This is a genomic window from Streptomyces sp. 13-12-16 (genome assembly GCF_002114215.1).
Classification (GTDB): Bacteria; Actinomycetota; Actinomycetes; order Streptomycetales; family Streptomycetaceae; genus Streptomyces.
Map to the genome: position 1 here is coordinate 1 of NZ_NCTE01000271.1, position 3,399 is coordinate 3,399.

General features: G+C 74.2%; 3 protein-coding genes. All 3 read right to left on the reverse strand.

Annotation, left to right across the window (positions count from 1 at the left end; all coding sequences use genetic code 11):
- Window positions 1-143: 143 nt before the first annotated feature.
- The 3 genes from B7767_RS12010 to pgsA are packed head-to-tail and all read right to left on the reverse strand — an operon-like array spanning window position 144 to window position 2,913.
- Window positions 144-1,307 (reverse strand): glycosyltransferase family 4 protein, encoded by a 1,164-nt coding sequence (locus B7767_RS12010; RefSeq protein ID WP_085572192.1) that lies wholly within the window; start codon window positions 1,305-1,307, stop codon window positions 144-146.
- Window positions 1,304-2,245, reverse strand: coding sequence for a phosphatidylinositol mannoside acyltransferase (locus B7767_RS12015; RefSeq protein ID WP_085572193.1), 942 nt, complete (start codon window positions 2,243-2,245; stop codon window positions 1,304-1,306). The genes B7767_RS12010 and B7767_RS12015 overlap by 4 nt, the downstream gene beginning before the upstream one ends.
- On the reverse strand, window positions 2,242-2,913 hold the full coding sequence (pgsA, locus tag B7767_RS12020) for a phosphatidylinositol phosphate synthase (protein WP_085572194.1): 672 nt from the start codon (window positions 2,911-2,913) through the stop codon (window positions 2,242-2,244). The genes B7767_RS12015 and pgsA overlap by 4 nt, the downstream gene beginning before the upstream one ends.
- Between the last annotated feature and the right edge of the window lie 486 nt (window positions 2,914-3,399).

The window sequence follows — 3,399 nt, forward strand, 5'->3', positions numbered from 1 at the left end:
GGGGCCCCGCCGCGCGAGCGCAGCCGAGCGTGGGGAGCCGGCAACCGGCGACAACGCCACCCGGGGCACCGCCCACGCCCTTCCGGGCAGTGAGGGAGGGCGCGGCGGACCCCACGTCTCCGGCATGACCCGCCGGGCAGGCCTCAGGGCCGTGCCAGGCCGAACCGTGCCCGCAGGCCCGTCGCGCGCTCGTCCGTCGCCACCGCCGCCGCGCCCGCCGTCACCGTCTCGTAGACCGACAGGATGTCCGCGCCGACCGTCGACCAGTCGAAGCGGCGGACGTGGGCGCTGCCGCGTTCGCGGAGCTCCGCGCGGCGCTCCGGGTCTCCCAGGAGCCGTACGGCCGCCTCGGCGAGGGCGTCCGCGTCCTCGTTGGCGAACAGCTCGCCCGCCGCTCCCTGGTCGAGGACCTGCGCGAACGCGTCCAGGTCGGAGGCGAGCACCGGCGCACCCGCCGACATCGCCTCGACCAGGATGATGCCGAAGCTCTCCCCGCCGGTGTTGGGCGCCACGTACAGGTCGACGCTGCGCAGGAAACGGGCCTTGTCCTCGTCGCTGACCATGCCGAGGAACTCCACGCGCGGGCGCAGTTCGCGCGGCAGCGACTCGACGGCCTCCTCCTCGTCGCCGCGGCCGGCGACCAGCAGCCGCGCTGCCGGGCGGGCGGCGAGGATCTTCGGCAGGGCCTTCATCAGCACCGGCAGGCCCTTGCGGGGCTCGTCGATCCGGCCGATGAAGCCGATGGTGTCGCCCTGCCACTCCGGCTTGGGCTCGGCCTTGGCGAAGAAGTCGACGTCGACGCCGTTCGGGATGACCACCGCGTCGCCGCCCAGGTGCTCGACGAGGGTGCGGCGGGCGTACTCGCTCACCGCGATCCGCGCGCTGATCTTCTCCAGGGCGGCCTGGAGGATCGCGTACGCGGCGATCATCGCGCGGGAGCGCGGGTTGGAGGTGTGGAAGGTGGCGACGATCGGTCCCTCGGCCGCCCAGCAGGTCAGCAGGCCGAGCGAGGGCGAGGTCGGTTCGTGGATGTGGACGACGTCGAAGGCGCCCTCGTGCAGCCAGCGCCGTACCCGCGCGGCGGACAGGAAGCCGAAGTTGAGCCGGGCCACCGAGCCGTTGTACGGCACCGGCACCGCGCGGCCCGCCGAGACGACGTACGGCGGGAGCGGGGTGTCGTCGTCGGCCGGGGCGAGGACGGACACCTCGTGACCGAGCCGGATGAAGTACTCGGCCAGGTCACGGATGTGGAACTGGACGCCTCCCGGCACGTCCCAGGAGTACGGGCAGACGATGCCGATCCTCACGAGGTCCCCTTCCGGTCCTGCCCCGGGGCCGTCGCGGGGTCCCGCGCGGGGTCGAGGTCCCTCAGCCACAAGCGCTGCAGCATGTGCCAGTCCTCCGGATGGTCGGCGATCCCCGTGGCGAAGGCGTCGGCCAGCGCCTGTGTCATGACAGACGTCTTCTCGGCGCGTGTGCCTGCCTCGGGGACCTCGACCGGCGGGTGGACCCGGCCCCGCATCACCGGCGAGTCGTCGTACCAGAGGGTCACCGGCAGCAGCCGGGCCCCGGTGTGCTGGGCGAGCAGGGCGGGTCCGGCCGGCATCCGGGCCCTCTCGCCGAAGAAGCCGACCTCGACACCGGAGGCGGACAGGTCGCGGTCGGCGACCAGGCAGACCAGTCCGCCGTCGCGCAGCCGCCGGGCCAGGGTGCCGAAGGCGGAGCCGCCGCTGTGCGGCAGCACCTCCATGCCGAGGCCCTCGCGGTAGGCGACGAAACGGTCGTACAGCGTCTCCGGCTTCAGCCGCTCGGCGACGGTGGTGAACGGTGTGCCGAGCTTCGTGGTGACCCAGGCGCCGGCGAGGTCCCAGTTGGCGAGGTGCGGCAGCGCCAGGACGACGCCCCTGCCGGCCGCCATGCCGTCGGTCAGGTGGTGGAGGTCCTTGACGTCGAGGGAGTCCGCGATGCGCTCGGGGCTCCAGGCGGGCAGCCGGAAGGACTCCATCCAGTAGCGCAGGTACGACCGCATCCCCGCCCGGGAGAGTTCGGCCAGCCGCTCCGGGCCCGCGTCCGGTACGACGCGCGCGTAGTTGCCCTCCAGCCGGAGCACGCCCTTGCCGCGCCGCTTCCACGCGAGGTCGGCGATGGTCCTGCCGAGGCGCGCGGCGACCGGCTCGGGGAGTTTCTTGACGGTGCCCCAGCCGGCGCCGTACAGGGCGTCGGCCAGCCGCTCCTGGGCGCTCACGTCGCGGCCTCGCGCCCCTGGGCCTCCTGCCGCTCCGCGGCCTCCACCTCGGCGGACTCGCGGCGCACGGTGACCACCCGCTGGATCAGCGTGACCAGGCTGCCGACGGCGACGATCCACAGGGCGACCGGCAGCAGGTACTGGATGCCGGGCACACCGAACGCGTGCAGGCCCGCGAGGCCGGCCGCGACCAGCGAGACCACCAGCCGTTCGGCCCGCTCGACCAGCCCGTTGACGGCGACCGGCAGGCCGATCGACTCGCCGCGCGCCTTGGTGTACGACACCACCTGGCCGCTGGCCAGGCAGAAGATCGACACCGCGCACAGGGCGATGTCGTCACCGCCCCCGGCGTACCAGAGGGCGAAGCCGCCGAAGATCGCTCCGTCGGCGACCCGGTCCAGGGTGGAGTCCAGGAAGGCCCCCCAGCGGCTGGAGCGGCCCAGCTGGCGTGCCATGTTGCCGTCGACGAGGTCGGAGAACACGAACAGCGTGATCACGACCGTGCCCCAGAAGAACTCGCCCATGGGGTAGAAGACCAGCGCGCCCGCGACCACTCCCGCGGTGCCGATGAGCGTGACCGTGTCGGGGCTGACCCCCCGCCGGATGAGAAACGCGGCGAACGGTGTGAGGACACGCGTGAAGAATGCACGCGCGTACTTGTTCAGCATGGCCTTCCCGACGGTCGGTGGGGCCGCGCGGCCCCTGCTGGCCACCCGGCGGGCCCAATCGTAGCCACGCACACGCGCGGGCGGTGCGGGGCACCCGTACACCCGCGCGGGAGCGGGACCACGATGCCCGCACGCCGGCACGCACCACCCGTCACGCCCACGCGGAAGCCGGGCCCGCCGGAATCGCCGCCGACCGGTACCGACGCCCCCGTTACACCCACGCGAGAGGCGGGACAGGGACTGTCCGGCGGGCCGCTCCGCGGACGCGGGGCCCGGTACGCGCTCCCCCACCACCTGAAGGGTGCGGGACACCCCGAGCCGCGTCGTCGTCACTCGCCGGCTCCCCCACGCCCGGCTTCGCGCGAGCGGGGAGGTCTCCCGTGCGCGGGGGGATCCCCGTCCCGTCGGCTCCCTCCCCCGCCCGGCGGCTGCGCGCTCCCCCGCTCCCGGCTTCGCCCGACCGGGACCCCGCGCGGGGCACCCTCC